The sequence below is a fragment of the Psychrobacter sp. AOP7-B1-25 genome, from assembly GCF_052376195.1.
GTDB lineage: Bacteria > Pseudomonadota > Gammaproteobacteria > Pseudomonadales > Moraxellaceae > Psychrobacter.
In genome coordinates this window covers 1-19,803 of record NZ_JBQSVK010000001.1, presented here as the reverse complement: position 1 = coordinate 19,803, position 19,803 = coordinate 1, and the positions used below count along the sequence as shown (strand labels likewise).

The 19,803-nt window shown below is 42.9% G+C and carries 18 protein-coding genes and 1 pseudogene; 4 read left to right on the top strand and 15 right to left on the bottom strand.

Annotated elements, in window-relative coordinates; translation table 11 throughout:
• Nucleotides 1-51 precede the first annotated feature (51 nt).
• The 11 genes from der to ACT3QR_RS00045 all read right to left on the bottom strand — a co-directional run bounded on the left by der (nt 52) and on the right by ACT3QR_RS00045 (nt 13,882).
• Nucleotides 52-1,473 carry a ribosome biogenesis GTPase Der gene (gene der / locus ACT3QR_RS00095; RefSeq protein ID WP_444519389.1) on the bottom strand — a complete coding sequence of 474 codons (1,422 nt, stop codon included), beginning with the start codon at nt 1,471-1,473 and terminating at the stop codon, nt 52-54.
• A 383-nt stretch (nt 1,474-1,856) separates the two neighbouring features.
• On the bottom strand, nt 1,857-3,065 hold the full coding sequence (gene bamB / locus ACT3QR_RS00090) for an outer membrane protein assembly factor BamB (protein WP_444519388.1): 1,209 nt from the start codon (nt 3,063-3,065) through the stop codon (nt 1,857-1,859).
• Between the two features lie 146 nt (nt 3,066-3,211).
• Nucleotides 3,212-4,006 (bottom strand): YfgM family protein, encoded by a 795-nt coding sequence (locus ACT3QR_RS00085; RefSeq protein WP_444519387.1) that lies wholly within the window; start codon nt 4,004-4,006, stop codon nt 3,212-3,214.
• Nucleotides 4,007-4,076: 70 nt separating this feature from the next.
• Nucleotides 4,077-5,366 carry a histidine--tRNA ligase gene (hisS, locus tag ACT3QR_RS00080; protein ID WP_444519386.1) on the bottom strand — a complete coding sequence of 430 codons (1,290 nt, stop codon included), beginning with the start codon at nt 5,364-5,366 and terminating at the stop codon, nt 4,077-4,079.
• A 123-nt stretch (nt 5,367-5,489) separates the two neighbouring features.
• Nucleotides 5,490-6,605 carry a flavodoxin-dependent (E)-4-hydroxy-3-methylbut-2-enyl-diphosphate synthase gene (gene ispG, locus ACT3QR_RS00075; protein WP_444519385.1) on the bottom strand — a complete coding sequence of 372 codons (1,116 nt, stop codon included), beginning with the start codon at nt 6,603-6,605 and terminating at the stop codon, nt 5,490-5,492.
• A gap of 116 nt (nt 6,606-6,721) precedes the next feature.
• Nucleotides 6,722-7,534 carry a helix-turn-helix domain-containing protein gene (locus tag ACT3QR_RS00070; RefSeq protein ID WP_444519833.1) on the bottom strand — a complete coding sequence of 271 codons (813 nt, stop codon included), beginning with the start codon at nt 7,532-7,534 and terminating at the stop codon, nt 6,722-6,724.
• Complete coding sequence (gene pilW / locus ACT3QR_RS00065) at nt 7,531-8,466, bottom strand: type IV pilus biogenesis/stability protein PilW (protein ID WP_444519384.1); 936 nt, start codon at nt 8,464-8,466, stop codon at nt 7,531-7,533. The genes ACT3QR_RS00070 and pilW overlap by 4 nt, the downstream gene beginning before the upstream one ends.
• A gap of 211 nt (nt 8,467-8,677) precedes the next feature.
• Complete coding sequence (gene rlmN / locus ACT3QR_RS00060) at nt 8,678-9,907, bottom strand: 23S rRNA (adenine(2503)-C(2))-methyltransferase RlmN (RefSeq protein ID WP_444519383.1); 1,230 nt, start codon at nt 9,905-9,907, stop codon at nt 8,678-8,680.
• Nucleotides 9,908-10,330: 423 nt separating this feature from the next.
• On the bottom strand, nt 10,331-10,762 hold the full coding sequence (gene ndk, locus ACT3QR_RS00055) for a nucleoside-diphosphate kinase (protein WP_057759031.1): 432 nt from the start codon (nt 10,760-10,762) through the stop codon (nt 10,331-10,333).
• Between the two features lie 333 nt (nt 10,763-11,095).
• Nucleotides 11,096-12,385: an adenylosuccinate synthase gene (locus tag ACT3QR_RS00050; protein WP_444519382.1), complete on the bottom strand. Its 1,290-nt coding sequence runs from the start codon at nt 12,383-12,385 to the stop codon at nt 11,096-11,098.
• A 198-nt stretch (nt 12,386-12,583) separates the two neighbouring features.
• The gene (locus tag ACT3QR_RS00045) at nt 12,584-13,882 is read right to left on the bottom strand and encodes an ATP phosphoribosyltransferase regulatory subunit (RefSeq protein WP_444519381.1); all 1,299 of its coding nucleotides are present in this window, start codon (nt 13,880-13,882) and stop codon (nt 12,584-12,586) included.
• A gap of 273 nt (nt 13,883-14,155) precedes the next feature.
• Between ACT3QR_RS00045 and ACT3QR_RS00040 the strand changes: the two genes are divergently transcribed.
• The 3 genes from ACT3QR_RS00040 (at nt 14,156) to corA (ending at nt 16,060) form a co-directional block, all read left to right on the top strand.
• Nucleotides 14,156-14,422, top strand: a complete 267-nt coding sequence (locus ACT3QR_RS00040) for a hypothetical protein (protein ID WP_444519380.1) — start codon at nt 14,156-14,158, stop codon at nt 14,420-14,422.
• The gene (locus ACT3QR_RS00035; RefSeq protein WP_444519379.1) at nt 14,371-14,760 is read left to right on the top strand and encodes a DUF2237 family protein; all 390 of its coding nucleotides are present in this window, start codon (nt 14,371-14,373) and stop codon (nt 14,758-14,760) included. The genes ACT3QR_RS00040 and ACT3QR_RS00035 overlap by 52 nt, the downstream gene beginning before the upstream one ends.
• Before the next feature lie 145 nt (nt 14,761-14,905).
• Nucleotides 14,906-16,060, top strand: a complete 1,155-nt coding sequence (gene corA / locus ACT3QR_RS00030; RefSeq protein WP_444519832.1) for a magnesium/cobalt transporter CorA — start codon at nt 14,906-14,908, stop codon at nt 16,058-16,060.
• Nucleotides 16,061-16,150: 90 nt separating this feature from the next.
• On the opposite strand, the gene ACT3QR_RS00025 is transcribed toward corA, so the two are convergent.
• Both ACT3QR_RS00025 and folD read right to left on the bottom strand, forming a co-directional pair.
• Nucleotides 16,151-16,669 carry a phosphate-starvation-inducible protein PsiE gene (locus ACT3QR_RS00025; protein WP_444519378.1) on the bottom strand — a complete coding sequence of 173 codons (519 nt, stop codon included), beginning with the start codon at nt 16,667-16,669 and terminating at the stop codon, nt 16,151-16,153.
• A gap of 100 nt (nt 16,670-16,769) precedes the next feature.
• Nucleotides 16,770-17,648, bottom strand: coding sequence for a bifunctional methylenetetrahydrofolate dehydrogenase/methenyltetrahydrofolate cyclohydrolase FolD (folD, locus tag ACT3QR_RS00020; protein ID WP_444519377.1), 879 nt, complete (start codon nt 17,646-17,648; stop codon nt 16,770-16,772).
• Nucleotides 17,649-17,970: 322 nt separating this feature from the next.
• Here folD and rluB point away from each other — a divergent pair, with 322 nt between their 5' ends.
• Entirely contained in the window at nt 17,971-18,897 is a 927-nt protein-coding gene (gene rluB / locus ACT3QR_RS00015; protein ID WP_444519376.1) for a 23S rRNA pseudouridine(2605) synthase RluB, read from the top strand.
• Nucleotides 18,898-19,037: 140 nt separating this feature from the next.
• Here rluB and ACT3QR_RS00010 read toward each other — a convergent pair whose 3' ends face one another.
• Together ACT3QR_RS00010 and ACT3QR_RS00005 are read right to left on the bottom strand one after the other, a co-directional pair.
• Entirely contained in the window at nt 19,038-19,583 is a 546-nt protein-coding gene (locus tag ACT3QR_RS00010) for a hypothetical protein (protein ID WP_444519375.1), read from the bottom strand.
• Nucleotides 19,584-19,623: 40 nt separating this feature from the next.
• A pseudogene (locus ACT3QR_RS00005) lies at nt 19,624-19,803 on the bottom strand (hypothetical protein); the annotation flags it as partial.

The window sequence follows — 19,803 nt, the reverse complement described above, 5'->3', positions numbered from 1 at the left end:
CGCAATGACATTAATCACAAAAATTAAGATATAAAGCCTAAAATAATAGGATTAACGAGGCTTTTTGTCCTTGGTGGTAAATTTCTGTGATCGATTACGCTCACGTTGACGCAATTGCTGTGCTTTGGCTTTAGTCGGCGTATCGCTCTTGTTAGCATATGGATTATCATTTTGCTTCAAAATCACGTTAAGCGGTGTGCCTTCTAGCTTAAATACTTGACGGAATTGATTCTCTAAATAACGTTGATAGCTCTTAGGAAGCGCGCTGGTTTGGTTCCCGTGAATCACAATAACGGGTGGATTGTGGCCACCAATATGCGCATAACGCAACTTAATACGACGACCAGCAATGGTCGGTGGCGGATTGGCTGTCACAGCATCTTGCAAAATCTGGGTCAAACGGTTGGTCGATACTTCAAACATCGAAGATTTATGTGCACGCAAGATAGACGGGTATAAATTACCGACACCTGTACCATGCAATGCTGAAATCAAATGTATTTTCACATAAGGAATAAAGCTGAAACGGCGATCCATTTCAAGTTTGATATAGTCTCTTTGATCTTGCGTTAGACCATCCCATTTATTGATCGTAACGACCAATGCTCGACCAGCATCAAGCGCATAACCAATCATGTGCAAATCTTGATCAACGATACCTTCATGCGCATCAATTACAATGACGGTTACGTTAGAGTCTTCGATCGCCTGCAAAGTCTTGATGACAGAGAATTTTTCTACTTTTTCATCAATTTTACCACGGCGGCGTACACCAGCAGTGTCAATTAAGACATAGTCTCGACCTTCACGCTGATAAGGAATATAAATACTATCACGCGTCGTACCTGGCATATCGTACACCACTACTCGGTCTTCGCCTAACAAGCGATTTACCAGCGTCGACTTACCAACGTTTGGACGACCGATAATGGCAAGCTTCAAGCCTCTTGGCTCTACTACGTTATCTTGCTCAGGCATATCAGCCGTTAGCACTTCAAGCAAATTGCCCACACCGCGACCATGACTGGCTGCCATTGGATACGGCTCGCCCAAACCTAAGGCATAAAACTCAGCAGGCGCAGCATCGTGTACGCCATCGACTTTGTTGGCTACGACATAGACAGGCTTGCCTAATGTATGCAAAAACTTACCAATTTCAGCATCAGCACCAATCATACCCGCACGAGCGTCAACGACAAATACAATGATGTCGGCTTCATGGATCGCTGTATGCGATTGCTCAGACATATAGTCATCGATATTGCCGCTACCATCGTCAGCTTCACCGATACCACCTGTATCTACAACGATAAAGGATTTGTCCTCATAAACTGCATCACCGTACTGACGGTCACGAGTCAATCCTGAAAGGTCGGCGACCAATGCCTGCCGACTCTTTGTGAACTGATTAAATAAGGTGGATTTACCGACGTTTGGACGACCAATTAAGGCGACCACAGGCTTGATACTCATGGGTTACTCTCAGTGAAAGACACAATGACGGGCAGTACAGTTACTCTTATAACCAGTGACATAACAATAGTAATAGATATGCTGCAATTGACCGTGAATTAAAATGAATGATAGAACAATACCAAAAACAATAGATGGCTATTTTAAGATTAGAAATAATATATAGGATGGCTCATTATACATAAATAAGTAGTATATATGGATAACACATCGGTCGCATAGAGTACGCGAAAGCCTGTGTTTAAACAAGCAATTTACACAAGGCACTAAACGCTGACTAAGCAGCGTTTGTTTTTCATAAATGACAATCAAGAATAGGCTTAACAGTTATAATGCAATATTACACTTCGTTAATTACCAATAAGAACTCATTTGTACAAGTATTAGCGTACTAACTGCCAGATGGCAACTTGTCCTGAAGTACTTTGAGTCATTAAGCGACTACCTTGAACCTGCAAGTTGGTCAGCTTACCTTTTGTCTCTACGCGGCTAACGATACTACCCGTAGCAGGATCAAATAAATGCACCACACCATCGAGGTCGCCAATGGCGATATAGCTTCCAATCATCACAGGATTGGTTAGGTCACGATAAGCCAATTCGTCACTTTCCCATAGTGTCTCGCCACTGTTGCGATCATAAGCAACTACTTTGCCTTCTAGACTAGTAGCAATGACTTGCTGAGTATTTACTGCAAGTGATTTGAGGCTCGCAATTTCATTAACAAACATCACTTGACGCGAGGCCAAATCAATACCTAATAGCTGACCACTATAACTAATCGCAAACAACTGATTTTTATCTACGATAGGTTTGCCATCGACATCACTCATGCGCTCAACTTCACTACTACCAGTGCCTACACCAACACGTCTTGACCATAGCGGAAGACCATTATCGACGGTAATTGCATGCAGACGACCATCAGCGGTAGCCAAAAGTGCTGTTTCATTGTCTAATAGAGTTGGCGCAGCGCTACCGCGAACGCTAATAGCAGGTACTTGAGTCGCAAACTGCCATACTGATTGTCCAGTTTGTAGCGACAAACCATGTAAGAAACCATCGTTCGCTGATAGTACGACACGGTTATTAGTAATCAGTGCTGGCGTCAAAACCGAACCTGACAACTGCTGCTGCCAACGCTTTGCACCAGTCGTGCTATCAAACGCCATGACCTTGCCACCACGAGTACTAATAATAGCTGTCTGACTCAGCTCGTCCACTGCAACACCGCCAGTGATTTGGTCTTCAATATTGATTGACCATATACGCTCGCCTGTACTATTAAATCCTGATAGCTCACCACCGCGCGAGGCAGTAACGATTTGACTACTAGCGTAACCAACTTGCAAATCTAACGGATCTTTTTTACTGGCTTTTTTGTTGCCAACATCTGTACTAAAAACAGGCTGTAGTACGCTAATCGGCTGAGCGATTTGTACCAACTCTACTGGATCATTAACAACAGGCTTAATACCGCGATTACATCCAATCACTGCTGTGCTCATGACTGCCAGTACAGCCATATGCATGACTGTCTTTTTGATAGTTTTCGTGTTTAACATTTTGCTAGAGCGAATAGATTGAGTCATTGTATGTTCTCACTACAGATAAATTATTATTAATTGGTAAATTGGCCAACAGCAAATTAGTAATCATTAGGTTATATGAAAAAAGAGCTTTGGGTGATTACCAACTCTCAATAATATACTACTGACTTAATGTCTAGCCTGCTAACTTACTGTCCTGCTTCGACAGCGACTTCATTCGAACTATCCATCACCAGCGACGGCTCAGGAGCAGATGGTTCTTGAATAAGGCTGGTCTGCTCAGCAATTGGTTCAGCCGTGATACCCAAGCTCTCCATCTTTAATGCCAATACTGCACGCGTTTCTTGGCGACTACGTAATAGCTCCCACGCGTTACTATAAGATTTAATCGCTGAGTCTTTATTATCTTGCGCTAAGTAAATATCCCCTAGTAGCTCCTGCTGACTTGCTTCGAACGAGCTTGGCATGTCATTGTTTGCTTCTGCCAGTGCAGCATCTGTATCGCCTGCGGCCAACAGCGTCTTTGCATAGCGTAGACGAGTAATCGCTTCTAAACCAGCATCACCCAAATCGATAGCCAATGCTTTTTTGAAGGTCTCAGTCGCTGCTACAAAATCATCGCTGTCGACTTGTTGACGTGCTTTTATCATCAGCGCTTGCCATGCATAAACCGACTCACCATGCGTGTTGACCAAAGTATCGATATCTTTGTCTAGCTGGCTACGACTCTGGGTAAGCGCTTCTTGAGCTTCTGCTTCCAAATCTGGATTTTGTGAAGCTAAGTTGACTTCTTCATTTAGCTGCTGAATATCAGCATACTGATCGGCGGCGACGGTATCTACTCGCGCATGATTGTCTTGCCAGTATGTCCAGCCAAAATAGGCGGCCAATGCTAACAAGATCGCAGTGACGATATAACTACCATATTGCTTTAAGTTTTGCATGGAGTTATCTGCATTCGGCGAATTAGGTGTCAGAGCCATATATATTTACCTGATAAAGTTTACATTAAATTGCTGATGCCACAAATAAAGCTAATTGGTCAAAAACCGACTAGTGACGAGAAAAGTTATCTGTAGTCGATAGCCAATCTTGTGCGACCGTCTTTTGCTCACCTGTCTGCATATCTTTAATACTAATCGTATTATCATCCAGCTCTTGCTGTGCAATGATGACTGTCAGTGCCGCGCCTGACTTATCCGCCTTCTTCATTTGTGCCTTTAGACTCGTAGCACTAGCCATCTTTACTCGTACGTCTGGACGACTGTGACGCAAGTTTTGTGCATAGCTTATACCAGCACTGTATACCTCAGGATGAGCAACAACAAATACATCACAAGCTGGTATATCAGCAATCGGCGCTACTGCTTCTATCAGTAGTAATAGACGCTCAAGTCCCATTGCAAAACCAACACCAGGCTCAGATTTGACTGGCTTATTACCATCTGTACCGATTGATTTCAACTGACCTACTAACCCATCATAACGACCACCAGCACAAACGGTAGCTTGGCTTCCAAGCTTATCTGTAACCCACTCAAATACCGTTTTATTATAATAATCAAGGCCGCGCACCAAGTGCGGATTGATTTCAAAATCGATATTCAGCGCAGTCAGATAGGTTTTGACCTGCTCAAAATGCACCACACTCTCTTCACCCAAGAAGTCAGCAAGCTTTGGCGCATCCGCCAATACTGCTTGCGTACTCGAGTCTTTACTATCCAAGATACGCAAAGGGTTGGTCGTTAGACGGCGTTTGCTATCTTCGTCTAGCTGGTCCTTTTTATCAGTCAAATAAGTGACCAATGCTTCACGATAAGCATAGCGTTCATCCAGCTCACCCAAACTGTTCAGTTGCAAACGCATCTCGTTGTTAAGACCTAATTCTTTCCACATCAAATGAGTCATCGCAATCAGTTCAGCGTCAGCATCTGGTAATGCACTACCAAAACTCTCGACACCCAATTGATGGAACTGGCGATAGCGGCCTTTCTGTGGACGCTCATAGCGGAACATCGGGCCAATGTACCAAAGCTTGGGCGTATCACCACGTAGCAAATTATGTTCAATAACTGCGCGTACTGCACCTGCTGTACCTTCAGGACGTAGTGCTAATGGTGTTGGTGGCTCAGACTTGTCAGTGAAACTATACATTTCTTTTTCGACGATGTCCGTAGCGCCGCCAATAGCACGGGCAAACAAATCAGTTTGTTCAACGATAGGCAAGCGAATATGCTCGTAACCATACCTACCAAGTACATCAGCCAATATCGCTTCTAGATGCAGCCACTTTGCTGATTGGTCAGGCAAAATATCATTAAAACCTTTGATAGCTTTGATCATGGTACGGTCGTATCCTTAAATGTTTAACAGGTATTCTATTATTGTCGTTTGTATACTCAGATAAGCGTTATATCTTACTGATATTGTGACGGTATAATCTGACGTATCAATCTATTCTATGGCTTATTTTACGCGAATGATTTCATTCTCACGCTTTTTCGCCAAATCTTCTGCATGGGCGCGAACCATACCTTCTATTTCATCGACCAGATTGCCTGTGTCGATAAGGTGGCTTTTTTCACCCATACGATAGACCAATGATCTAGGTGCAGCACCAACGATACCAATATCCGCTTCTTTTGCCTCTCCTGGACCATTAACCTTGCAGCCAATCACAGATAGGTCCATCGGTTCACGAATATCTTCTAAACGCGACTCTAATGCTGTCATGACTTTAATCACATCAAACTCTTGACGTGAGCAGCTTGGACAGGCGATAAAGTTTACACCGTTCGAACGAATATTAAGCGATTTTAAGATATCAAAACCAATCTTAATCTCTTCTTCAGGCTCGGCTGCCAAGGAGATACGGATAGTGTCGCCAATACCATCTAGCAATAACCCACCTAGTGCGATAGCTGATTTAACGGCACCAGTACGATAGACACCTGCTTCTGTCACACCCAAGTGTAATGGGTTATCAATTTGCGCTGATATTAAGCGATAAGCATCCAGTGTCAAAAACACATTGCTAGCTTTGACAGATACTTTGTACTGGTCAAAATTCAGACGCTCTAAAATATCAATGTGGCGCATTGCCGACTCTAGCATTGCCTCGCCAGTTGGCTCAGTATATTTACGCTGTATGTCTTTTTCTAAAGAGCCAGCATTCACGCCAATACGTATCGGAATATTGTGATATTTGGCACAAGCGACCACTTCACGTACCTTAGCATCGCTACCAATGTTACCAGGATTGATACGTAAACAGTCAGCGCCCGCTTCAGCAACTGCCAAAGCTATTTTGTGATCAAAATGCACATCAGCGATCAAAGGAACGCTTACCAGTTTGCGAATTTCGCCAAATGCTTTGACGGTATCCATTGTTGGTGTTGATACGCGCATCAGATCCGCACCTGCCTCGACACAGCGCTCGATCTGAGCGACCGTCGCTGCTACATCACAGGTATCAGTGTTGGTCATGCTCTGTACGCTAATTGGTGCATCACCACCAACCGCGACATCACCGACATAGATTTTTTTGGTCTGACGACGATTAATAGGCGATGGCATTGACATACATAAATCCTTGAATCAAAAATAGAAAAGCCCTAGGCCTTTGTATATATAATATAAACCAGCTCAATCAACACATTCATATGTGATTTACTCAAATTTGGCGCTTATATAACTGACTATGGCGCCAATTCGAAAGTAGCCTGCTTATCTGTTGCATACATATCTAGTGCAACTGGTTGTTGATTGAGCATCAAACTCACATTGTCGATATTATCAATTTGTACATTAAACGGTGGCATACCAGATAAGTCGTAATTACCCGCAGACTGGGCACCATTTATAAGACTGTTTTCGTCAGCATCCGTGATGCTAACCACAGCGTCATCTGTCAATATAAGGTTTAGGTTAGCAGTCGTTGCAGCATCACCTAGATTCAATGCAGAGCCAGAAGCACCAACGCCACTTGCATCATTGTTTATGGCGGCACCTTGTGCTTGCTCTATTGCTGACATATCCTCAACAGCTGATACAGGCTCTTGGGTATTTTCTTTGCTAGCGTTACTCACCATGCGGAATAGGAATACCGCCAAGATAATCAATCCGATAACACCTATGATCAGTAGAGGGTTAAAGCGGATGCGGTTGTGAGTGTCACGCTGCAAAGTTCCCATTGGACGTAGTGGCGTGTCGATATTGCTGGCTGACTTGGCCTTTAACTCGTTGGGATAAGCGGCATCAAAACTACTAGCAATTTTAGCTGAATCTAAGCCCAAATACTTGGCATAGTTAATCGCAAAACCACGAGCAAACGCAGCCTGTGGTAGCTCCGCGAAGTTTTCATTCTCTAGTGCTTCTAGATGACGCTTTAGAATAAACAGCTCGGCCGCCGCTACCTCTAAAGTTACTTGCTTATTTTTACGGGCTTGCTGCAACACGGCACCAAATGATCCCTGCGCGTTAGATTGAGTGTTAGATGATGGGGTGATCATTTCCATGGTGCCTCTGGATTGTTAAGCCAAGTCTTAAGTTGTTTTGCTTCATCACTTAACGGGTAAGCGGATAAAAGCTGCTGTGCCAATTGCTGGCGCGTAGTTATGTTGTTTTGTGCTGCTGCAAGCTTGATACCTTGTAAAAGCAAGCGCGGACTAACACCCTGCCCCTGCACCAATATCAGCGTCTCATCATACAGTCTCTGTGCCTGCGGTACACGCTGTTGTTCAAGCAATAAATCTACCAATTCGATATGAGCAATAATACTATTACGATTGCCATCAAGTGCACGTAAAAATGCTTTTGAAGCGGCACTATTATCACCTAATTGTAGATAAGTACGACCTAGGTTCTCTAGCGCACCAATACGACCTTCATAGCCTAGCGACGCGCCTGCAATCTCGAACTGTTCTGCCGCTTCACGGTAGCGCTTTGTCTGTGACAGATATACGCCATAATTATTGTGTGCTTGTACAAAGTCTCTATCTAGCGCGATAGCTTTTTTGAAGTACTCATCAGCTTTGGCTAGATTAATACGGCTGCCTTCTTGCTGCAACAAAACGCCCATCATATCATAGGCTGGCGCATAACGGCTATCAGCAGCAAAGGCTTTTTCAAGCTGCTGCTGCGCAGTGTCGAGTTCATTTTTGCGGATGTATTGCGCGGCAAGTGAGGTACGCACACGGGCGATTTCCTGCTGATCTAAATTTCGATCATTGCTAGCGCGCGTAGATGTTTGATAAGGAGAGTTGCCTAGCAAATCATTAGTCGGTGTGTTCTGGCAACCACTTAATAAAAAGACGCCAAACACTGCCGATAGTGCTGCACGCTTTGGCAAAGCGGTGTAAACAGCACTGATACTTAACTGCTTATAAGACTTAGAAAATGATTTTTGATGTTTGAACTGACAAGAATTTTTAGAAGTCATCATAGCCGCCATCATAAAACTGGGATTCAATGCGTTCGATCAAAGAAACATCAGTTTAATAGATTTAACCCCTTTAAGTACAATTTAGTTGTTATTAATTGCCGCATTCTATAGTCTCGACCGTCATTGCTACATTTTCTTACCATTGCGACAGAAAAAAGACAGTTAAAATGCAATATCAGTCAGATATAACGCTCATTTGCTAGAAAACTTACTAAACACTTTCACGATCTTTGATACTCTGCTGCCATGCGGCTGAGCGTCTAGTGCGATCGGCAACTTGTCCAACCAACTGACCACAAGCGGCATCAATGTCATCACCACGGGTTTGACGAATCGTACAAACAAAACCAGCTTCGCTTAATATATTACTAAACGCATGGATGCGGTTGTTGCTTGATTTGTCATACGGTGCATGTGGGAACGGATTGAACGGAATAAGATTAATCTTGCTTGGTAACCCGTCCAATAACGCAACCAACTGATGCGCATGCTCATTGCTATCATTGACGCCGTCAAGCATCACATACTCAATCGTGACGTGTTTCTTATGACGTGGATTAACATCATAAACATAGTTTTTTGCCGCTGCAATCAGCTCTTCTAGCGGATATTTTTTGTTAATAGGTACTAGCTCATTACGCAGTTCATCATTTGGTGCATGTAATGAAATAGCCAATGCCACATCGATGTCTTGTGCGAGCTGATACATTTTCGGGACAACACCAGAAGTCGATAATGTAACACGGCGCTTTGACAATCCGTAAGCATGATCGCTTAGCATCAGCTCCATTGAGCCAACCACAGGTTTATAGTTCAATAGCGGCTCACCCATACCCATCATCACCACATTGGTAACGTTATTTTCCCATAGGCTATGATCAACGTTTTCTAAGCTTTCATTTTCATCTGTCATATATGACGCATTAGCGACCCATAATTGACCGATAATTTCAGCCGCACTCAAGTCACGCTCAAACCCTTGCTTGCCTGTACTACAGAAGCTACAGTCTAGTGCACAGCCTACTTGCGAAGACACGCATAGTGTTTTGCGACCATTTGACTTACTGTCATCTGCAGGAATAAGTACTGTCTCAACCAATGAGCCACCAGTAACTTCAAATACCCACTTACGCGTACCATCATCACTATATTGACGATGAATCACTTTGGGCGGAACCACACAAGCATTAAGTGACAGTTTGTCCCGCAATGACTTGCTCAAATTCGTCATTTGCTCAAAATCTGTCACGCCATGCTGATATATCCACTTAATTACCTGAGTGGAACGAAATGGTTTTTCACCAATGCTCTTGAAGTAATCAGCCAGTTGCGCTTGTGACATACCCAATAGATTGGTTTTGGCATGTGCCTCATCTACTAGCTTAATACTATCAGTAATCTTAGCAGGTACGTGCTGAGTAGGTGCTTGAACAGTTGACATAATAGGTAACCTTTTTGCAGAAGCTTAGATAAGCGGTGCAATTATTTATATGGGCTTTGCCATACATACATGGGTGCATGAGCAATCCGCTATGAGCGCAGTTTTCCAGTTTGACAAATACTAATTAATAAATTGTCCATTGATCAAAAATATGCTGATAAGGGATTGATAACGCTAAGTAAAATTAATAATGAGGTAAGTCATCGACAATTTCAATGAATAATAGCTAAAACGGCCTATACCCATAAGATATAAGCCGTCTCGCAAACCAATTACAAACAACCAATGTTGTCAATAATTCGTCTATATCCAAGTAAACATAAAACTTATACAAGCAAGATTAGCTTAAATCGTAGCTGTCTTATTATAGCAGTTACTACAAACAAATCGAACGCCGTAAAAGCTTATCGTTTATTTGCTATATTAGCGTGTACGTGCACAAACTTCATCATCGCTGAAGAAGTAGCTGATTTCACGTGCTGCTGATTCAGCTGAATCTGAACCATGTACTGCGTTTTCGTCGATGCTGCTAGCGAAATCAGCACGGATAGTGCCTTCAGCAGCTTCTTTTGGGTTAGTTGCACCCATGATTTCACGATGCTGAGCGATAGCATTTTCGCCTTCTAGTACTGATACCAATACTGGACCTGACATCATGAAAGATTTTAGATCGTTGTAAAATGGACGCTCAGCGTGCTCAGCGTAAAAACCGCCTGCTTTTTCATCATCAAGTTGTAACATTTTAGCTGCAACGATTTTTAGACCAGCTTGTTCAAAACGGCTATAGATAGCACCGATGTGGTTGCCAGCAACTGCGTCAGGTTTGATGATAGATAAAGTACGTTCGTTAGCCATGAGAAGCTCCTAATAAATGATAAATTTAATAAAATATATAAAAATTAATGCGTTGTTTTTGCTTTGGCCACAATGTTGACTTGGACTGTTTTGCACAACTCATGGTATATCAATGTATAACCATAAGCGCCAACATAGGATTGCTGCCTATTATAATGATTAAGGCTACAAATGATAGGGTTAATTTATGACCATACCTTGCAAAAAAGTAAATTTATTCTGCATTAGTCGTTGATAATGCTATAAGTTCTAACAAAAGCAAAAACCCCAATGCTCGGCATTGGGGTTTTATCACTAATACTAGAAACTATTTAATCAAGTTTATAGTAAAAATTAAGCGTCGTACGGATCACGTAATACGATTGTCTCTTCACGATCAGGACCGGTTGAGATGATATCAACTGGGCAGCCGATCAACGCTTCAATGCGCTTGATATATTTTTTAGCGTTTTCTGGAAGCTCATCATAGTTCGTAATACCAACGGTAGACTCGCTCCAGCCTTGCATTGTTTCGTACTTAGGCGTAACTGATTCATAGAATTCAGCATCATGTGCGCCTGCACACTCAGTCTCAGGTAAGTTGTAACCCACACCGATTAGAAGCTCTTCAAGACCATCTAGTACGTCAAGCTTGGTCAAGCAGATACCTGACATAGAGTTAAGTACTACTGCACGGCGTAATGCTTCAGCATCAAACCAACCACAGCGACGAGCACGGCCAGTTGTCGCACCAAACTCATGACCGACTTTAGCTAAGTGAGCACCAACATCATCGAACAGTTCAGTTGGGAACGGACCACTACCAACGCGCGTGGTATATGCTTTCGTGATACCAAGTACGTAATCTAAATATAGTGGACCAATACCAGTACCAGTAGACACACCACCAGCGGTTACGCTTGAGCTAGTAACAAACGGATACGTACCATGATCGATATCTAGCAATGTACCTTGAGCACCTTCAAACATCAGATGTTTGTCAGCTAGACGCAACTGATTTAGGTCTTCAGTTACATCAGTAACCATACCTTTAATTTCTTCTTTCCACTCTTTACAAAGCTTGAGTGTCTCATCAAAATCAATTGCTTCAACTTTATAGTACTCAGTTAGTTGGAAGTTATGATACTCGATTAGGTTACGTAGCTTTTCTTCTAGATCTTCACGGAACAAATCAGCCAGTTTAATCGCACGACGTGCTACTTTGTCTTCGTATGCAGGGCCGATACCGCGACCTGTTGTACCGATCTTACCAGTGCCGCGCTTGGCTTCGCGAGCTTGGTCAAGTGCCACATGGTAAGGCATGATAAGTGGGCAGTTAGGAGAGATACGTAGGCGCTCACGTACAGGTACGTTGTTTGCTTCTAGTTCTTTCATCTCTTTTAGTAGTGCGTCAGGTGCTAACACCACGCCATTACCGATGAAGCAAGTGACGCCTTCACGCAAGATACCTGACGGAATCAAATGCAAGACAGTGGTTTTGCCATCGACAACCAACGTGTGACCAGCATTATGACCGCCTTGAAAGCGGGCTACTGCTGAGGCTTTTTCGGTAAGTAAATCAACGATTTTACCCTTACCTTCGTCGCCCCATTGGCTACCCAAAACTACAACATTCTTACCCATGATCAATCCTTACCTTATGTATTGAGGTGTGTGCAATAAAAGCTGGAAAACTAAACTAACTTTCTTAGCTATATCTTTGTATCTCAGTGATTCATGAAATAGAAACCCTGAGATATCTAACGAATAATTCTGCGTTCTCGTAATGTGTACTGAATACTTTTGGCTGTGTGTGCCATTCAGTGGTCTATTATCAGAGCGCTAAACAGTCTGTAGTTGCCATTGATTGTCATCAGACATACTCAAACAATGCGTAACATCATCTGGACTGTCCTGGGCATCTAACGGCATAGTGACGCGATAACCTTGCTGACGTAGACTTTCCACTTGCTGTAATAGCGTCTGCATCTCATCTGTATTTGCATTAGTCAAAGCGGCGAAATCAACCAAGACAACGGTTGGCGCATCTAGCTGTGTATGCGCCAGCAAGCGGCTGACATCCATACTGAAGCCCGTGGCCGCGCGTAACGTTTGCGTCTGACTTTGCATACCATCAAAACGACCACCACGTACTAATGGCTGCGTTTCGCTATTGATATAACCATTAAATACGATACCAGTATGATAGTGATAACCTGATAGCTCAGTCACATCGATACTGACTGGGCACTGCCATTGATCTTGTAGATAGATTTTCAAACGCTGTAGCTCGTCGATTGCTGTCGCAATCTGACTGTCTTGCTGCGCTGTATTTGATAATTTGGTCAATAGGTTTGCGATATCGTGACCAAAGCGTGCCAACACATAAAAATCATCACCCATTGGTAAGCTACGGCAAACACGCTTTAGCTCTGGCAAGTTTTTATTGGCATATAAGTACATCAATTGCTCAGTATCACTATCTGACAACTCGGCCAATTCAGCCAAGCGTTTGAATATCGCTACGTGACCCAAATCGATATGAAGCGCTGCACTCATATTGAGCTTATTCACCATCGTAAACAGCACGTCTATCAGCTCTATATCTGCCGCTAGTGACGCACAGCCAAATATCTCAGCACCCAATTGCAATGGCGTACGTGAGCCAAACAGACCTGATGGCAAGGTATGAATCACATCACCAACATAGCAATAGCGCGCAATACCCGTACCGCCCCAATGCGCATCTATACGCAAAATCTGCGGCGTAATATCAGCGCGTACGCCCATTAGACGACCCGTCAACTGATCGATAATTTTAAAGGTTTGACGTTTTAGATCTTCTGATGCATCACTTAGCAAAGACTCAGTAAACTCAATCATCGGTGGGCAAACCAACTGATAACCATGAGTAATAAGCTGCTCGATTAACTGATGTCTAAGCACTTCTTGCTTATGCGCATCTTCAAACAGGACATCAACTACCCCATCAGGTAACAGCCAACTATTGGCAACATCACTGCCAAAGTTGCTCAGGTATGGCATGCGATTGGGTACAGCACTGTTTTCGACAGGCTGAGACACTGTTTCGTTGGTAGAATTTGGCTGGGCAGGTTTTGCAGAATCAGAACTAACAGACACAATAAATCCTTGTTTGGCGTATCGCTTACCAAAAACGCGGTACTGATGCGGTACTTAAAGAGTGATTTTCCGGGTATTGACGCTGTATATGTTTATTTTTAACGCGCAACATCATTGACCCAATTATTTATAAACAAACCAGGTAACCGCAAAAGGGTGAATAATAAGTATAATTTAGAATGATAAGACGAGTATCTTTATGCGCTAAAAAATCGCGACAAATAATCAAGGCACTTTATGCTTTAGTTTAGCATAGCGCTCAAGGTTCGCCTAGTGACAATTAGCCACAATCACTATCTAATTACAGTTCAATTGCCGCTTATTAGCTTAGCAGATGTAACAGTCATCATTGATGTATTTGGCTCAATATTAGGTGAATGGTCGAGAGGTTTATTTTTTGTTAATCATAAGGTAATGAGCGCGATTACGGCAGCGTCTTCGGTACAGACTCATGATACACTAACACATATTTTTATCTCGGAAGCCTTATGTCATCTGATTACCACCCAAACCCTGCCATCAACCAAACCAATGTCTTAGGCACTGCACTTGCCAGTTGTTGCTTTGATCCTATCACTGGCTATTATCGCAATGGTTTTTGTCATACTGGCAATCATGATGTCGGTCAACATACTGTTTGCGCCAAGATGACCAGCGAGTTTTTAAACTTCTCTGCCAGTCGCGGTAATGACCTGATCACCCCGCTACCTGAGTACAACTTTTCTGGTCTCAAACCTGGCGACTACTGGTGTATCTGCGCCCTGCGTTGGGTTGAAGCATTAGACTTCGACATCGCACCGCAAATAAAGCTAGAAGCGTGTCACGAAAGTCTATTGGCATTGGTAGATATCGATACGCTAAAAAGCTATGCCCTATAGATAATATCGGCATATGATAAAACCATAGCAGCGCTCACGGTATATTTGGATTATTGAAGTTTTTTGTTATATGACAGGAAAGTATATGGAAAATGATAATAATCAACTGATAAAAAAAGCAGCTCATATTGCCCCTGATTCTAATATGAATCATATCTATGCCAATATGAATGACAAGCATCTTTATTTGGACGATGATGATAGTTATATTTATGGGGATGTGGACGCTACTACTGAGGATACTATCGAGACCATGACAGTCTACGATCCTGACTCAGAACGCTATGAAGATATTGATTCATCAAGTGCAGATGAGGTGGTCAATTGCTACGCTTACTCACGTAAAACAGGTGAAAATCTTAATAGAGTGGCACTCAATGATGTGAGTCGTACGCTAGGTAATAATGGCCAATTTATTTGGCTTGGGCTATACGATCCAAGCTTAGAGACTATGGTCAAAGTAAAAGAAGCCTTTGACCTACATGAGCTAGCGATTGAAGATGCTTTTGCCGATCATCAACGTGCCAAGGTCGAAAACTACGACAATGATATGGTTTTTGTAGTACTACGTACAGCCAAACTCGAAGACAATGTCATTCGTTATGGTACGACTGCGATATTCATGGGTAAGAACTACCTCATTACAATTCGCAATGGCCCTTCAAATTCTTATGCGCCAGTACGTGAGCATTGTCACCGTCGCCCCGAAAAGCTACGCATGGGCCCTATCTTTGTACTGCACGCTATCCTCGATTTTATCGTTGATAACTATATGCCAATTACCGATCGATTGGGCCGCTACCTGCGCGAACAGGAGGGCTATGTATTTACTTCTGAGTTTGATAAAGGCACGCTAAAAAACCTCTACGAGCTCAAGTCGCAACTGGTACATATGCGCGCTATTATTTTACCTGTACAAGACATCTGTAGCTTTTTCATCAATCACAAAAAGAGTGAAATTGTTTCTGGCTTTTCTCAAGCAGCTAAGCCTTACTTTCGTGATGTTAACGATCACCTCTTGCACTCAATAGATGCAATTAACGGTCTCAATGAAATGTTGAGCGTGGTGATGAATACCTATATGGCGATGGTCAATATGGGTCAGAATGAAGTCGTGCGTAAGCTCGCTGCATGGGCAGGTATCCTAGCCGTACCAACAGCCATTGCTGGTATCTATGGTATGAACTTTGATTTTATGCCTGAGCTGCATTGGAAGTATTCGTATCTTGTCATCATGGCCATTATTATCGCCTTGTGTAGCTACCTGTATTACAATTTTAAAAGACTTAAATGGTTGTAGTACTAAATACTTCTCATAGGACTAAGTAGCATAAAAAAGAGCAACCACTGGTCGCTCTTTTTTATGCTGCTATCTAATTGTTCACAGCGATTATTCGCGGCGATGCTTGGTATGGCTATCGGGCGATTGAGCATTATCAGGCAATAGTGCTTTAACCGTTAGGTTTGCATGCTGTTTATCCAGATTATCCTCTGGACGACCAAACGTTTTTGCCGTCCAAGTGAGTACTACGATAGCGCCGCTCAATAGCATAATAGCCACAGAAATCGTCGCTAGCAGCCATAAATGAAAATAGTCTGAAACTGCTTGTACATCAACCACCAAATGTCGTGACAAGGCAGTGATAGCAATAAATATCAGAAATTGTACTGGCAAACGGTGGGTTTTAAAATAAATACCTATCATAGCCAGTAGCTCAAGGTAAATAAATAACATCAATATGTCTTTTAGATCCGCTGAGCCTTTTTGGATAATACCAACGAACTCTTTTCCTGCGGTCCAAACGACAACCACACTGATTAGAAATAAAATAACGTAATGACAGACGTCGACAAACCCTCTACCAATACCTTGTAGTCGCTCATGAACACCTACGTTTTTTTTAGCCATGTTTAGGTCCTATCAACTGAAATGTGGTTGATTTAGCCTGAGTCTATGTTACCTCAGGCCCCCTTATATATCGGCAATCAGTATTCGTAAGACTATCTTTTTAGCCGTTGTTCAAACCCGCTGATTTTTCAGCGGCATCAACGGTTTGGCGAATAAGCGTATTGATAGTCATTGGGCCAACGCCGCCTGGTACTGGCGTATAAGCACTGGCAATATCTTCCATACCTTTCATTTCGATATCACCAACACCGCCATTATCTGTCGGATGGAATCCTGCATCAACGACGACGGCTCCTGATTTGACCCATTCCGCTTTAATTAGCTCAGGTACGCCCACCGCACCAACTACAATATCTGCACGCTTAATGTGCGCTGCCAAATCTTGAGTTCTTGAATGGCAAATAGTCACCGTACAGTTAGCATTCAATAGCATCATCGCCATTGGTTTACCTAAAATAGCACTACGCCCTACAACTACTGCCTCTTTGCCCGACAGCTCGATATTATGATGCTCTAATAGATGCATGATGCCCTGCGGTGTACATGAGCCATAAGCTGATTGCTGCATCGCCATACGACCAAAACCAAGACAAGTCACGCCATCAACATCTTTTGCTAGGTCAATCTGCTCAAAGCAAGCACGCTCATCGATATGCTCAGGAACAGGGTGCTGTAGCAAAATACCGTGCACATCTGGATTGCTGTTCAACTCGTCTATCTTTGCCATGAGCTGCTCAGTGGTCGTGACACTTGGCATCTCAACGCGTATAGAGTCCATGCCAACACGCTTACAGGCGTTGCCTTTCATACGGACATAAGTCGCAGAGGCAGGATCGTCACCAACCAATATCGTCGCTAAACTTGGGGTGCGGCCAGTCTTATCCTTAATCGTATCTACGCGCGTGCGCAGATCCTGTTCTATCTGTTTAGCAAGTGCTTTGCCGTCCAAAACGGTGGCGGATTCTTGGGCAGTAGACATAGTAACTCCAATAGAGGGTACGATATAAAAAAATAAAGACAGCGCGCGCAAATACTTTGCATGCCTGTCCTTTGCTTCGTCAATATTTGACTAAGAGTAATATTGTACCTGTGTACGTTACAAAATCCTAGCGTAAGATAAAGCCTGCACGCTGATAAATTTTTATAATAAGTGAATTAAACAGTATTACGTATTTATGGGTAGCTAAGCTATTAAGTAGTAAGGTATTGGTTTACGTGCTAAATTTGTTAAAATAGCGTAGAATAGCCAATCCAATTTTTTACATTGAGAAATGTAAACCCACCGACTCAAGGTTATGATTATGAAAGATGAAAAATTACAGAAAGCACTGGCCCGTATGGGACTTGGTTCACGTCGTCAGATGGAAGAAGTCATTAAATCTGGCCGCGTAACAGTTAATAACGGTCCTGCAACTATTGGTGATCGCGTCTCGCAAGGTGATGAGATTCGTGTTGATGGCCGTCAAATCAAATACACTTCTGAAAATGAGAAGCGTCGCCGTGTTATTGCTTACTATAAGCCTGAAGGCGAAGTTTGCTCAGCTAAAGATCCAGAAGGCCGCCCAACTGTCTTTGAGCGTTTGCCAAAACTGACTCATGACCGCTGGGTAATGGTTGGACGTTTGGATATTAACTCAACTGGCTTATTGTTATTTACCAATGATGGTGAAATGGCACACCGCTTGATGCACCCATCTAGTGAAGTGACTCGTGAATATGCGGTACGTGTATTGGGTGAAGTGACGCCTGATATCGCCCGTGCGTTGACTGCTGGTGTCATGTTAGAAGATGGTGTCGCAAAATTTGAAGACATCAAAGAAGGCGGCGGCGAAGGTGTCAACAAGTGGTACCATGTCCAGCTAAAAGAAGGCCGTAATCGCGAAGTACGTCGTTTGTTTGAATCTCAAGGTCTAAAGGTTAGTCGTCTACTGCGTACACGCTATGGCACAATTGTTCTACCAAAAGAGCTACGTACTGGTCGTTTTTTAGAGCTTGATAAAAAAGAAATCAATACGTTGACGGACTTAGTCAGCTTGCGCCCACGTTATGGTACAGGTCTACATGGCGCAGCCAAAGAAAAACAAGAGCGTATTAGAAATAAACCACTCAAAGCGCGTCGTACTGATACCCGTAGCGATAACCGCAACAGCAGTGCTAAGCCTAAAAGTAGTGCTAGCCCTGCCAGCCGTGGTACACGTAACACCCGTGATCGCAATAATAAGCGCTAGCTGATTTGGTTTAACATTATTCTAAGTCTTAAATAGATTTGGGATAAACATACAAAAGCGGTCAATGATGAATAATCATTGGCCGCTTTTGTATGTCTCTTTTTTCAGGCGTTACAGTTGCTCAGTATAGATATAACAGCTCAGCTATCGTGACTATTAATATAGCGCTTCATAACTCGCAGCTCTTGTAGCTGCTCCTCGTCCATTTGGGCCAGTAGTCTATCCAAACGCTGTTCGATGTTGTCTAAAACACTCTGCAATAGCTCATTACCTTTTAGCCTCTTATCATTGCTCCCATTGTTTGTATTCGTTAATTGGTAATGGGTGGCTAACATTTCAGGTAGCCGTGTTTGCAACATTTTATTCAACACAAACTGCGCTTCTGTTATAGCTGGTGTCTTATGTTGATTGTGTAGGGCTGTTTGATAAGCGTGATAACTATTCATTTTTTCATCGATACATTTTAATTGACGCAGTTGCTGCTCTGATAAATTTTTTAGGTGCTGTTTCTTTAACGTTAACTGCTGCCAACTTAATGCAGCTAATGATAAGGGCGCATCATAATCATGATAAGTGAGCACGCCAGGTGAGATACCGACAGTTTTATGAAAAGCCTGCCAGCTTTTTTTACCTAGATAAAATGTGGTGACGGTCGTTACAATGCCAACGCCTATTAAAATACTCATATACGATTACTCTTTATCCTCTCACCATCCAACTTTATATTTATAGCTTAATGTCTTCAGCGCTCACTTTTTCACCAGTCGGGCTTTCAATCGCTTGGATATTTACCTCACTGCTAGCATTATTATTGGCCTTACTACTGGCATTGCTATCAGGCTTTTGAATATCTGTGTTATTAGCAGGGTTATCAAAACGTTTTTGGAGATAGCGATTGGTTGCAAG